The organism is Janthinobacterium sp. JC611 (genome assembly GCF_018682595.1).
GTDB lineage: Bacteria > Pseudomonadota > Gammaproteobacteria > Burkholderiales > Burkholderiaceae_D > Janthinobacterium.
The window spans coordinates 1-306 of the sequence record NZ_JAFLJN010000053.1; the positions used below are offsets into that span (position 1 = coordinate 1).

The 306-nt window shown below is 66.3% G+C and carries 1 protein-coding gene; it reads right to left on the minus strand.

Features of this window, described 5'->3' with window-relative positions; all coding sequences use genetic code 11:
- Positions 1–306: YDG domain-containing protein (locus J0O65_RS25095; RefSeq protein ID WP_215409890.1), on the minus strand; the 306-nt coding region annotated here is incomplete at both ends.

A 306-nucleotide genomic window follows, 5' to 3' on the forward strand; every position in this document is an offset into this window, starting at 1 on the left:
CCGTCAAGCCGGTCGGATTGCTGACCGTGTAGTTGCTGGCCGAGCCGGAACCGTCGAGCAAGCTCGTGCCGCTGACCGTCACGGCTTTCGCATTGCCCGCGTTCTTGTCGGCAAACGCCGCCGTCTGGCCGCCGATGGCCAGGGTTTCGTCGCCCACCAGGCCGCTCAGGCTGCCACCGGAGAGTTGCGCTACCGTATTGCCGTCGTAGACCTTGTTGCCCGCCACCTGGCCCGTCACCGTCAGGGCTTTCGGCGTGATGCTGGCCGTCAAGCCGGTCGGATTGCTGACCGTGTAGTTGCTGGCCG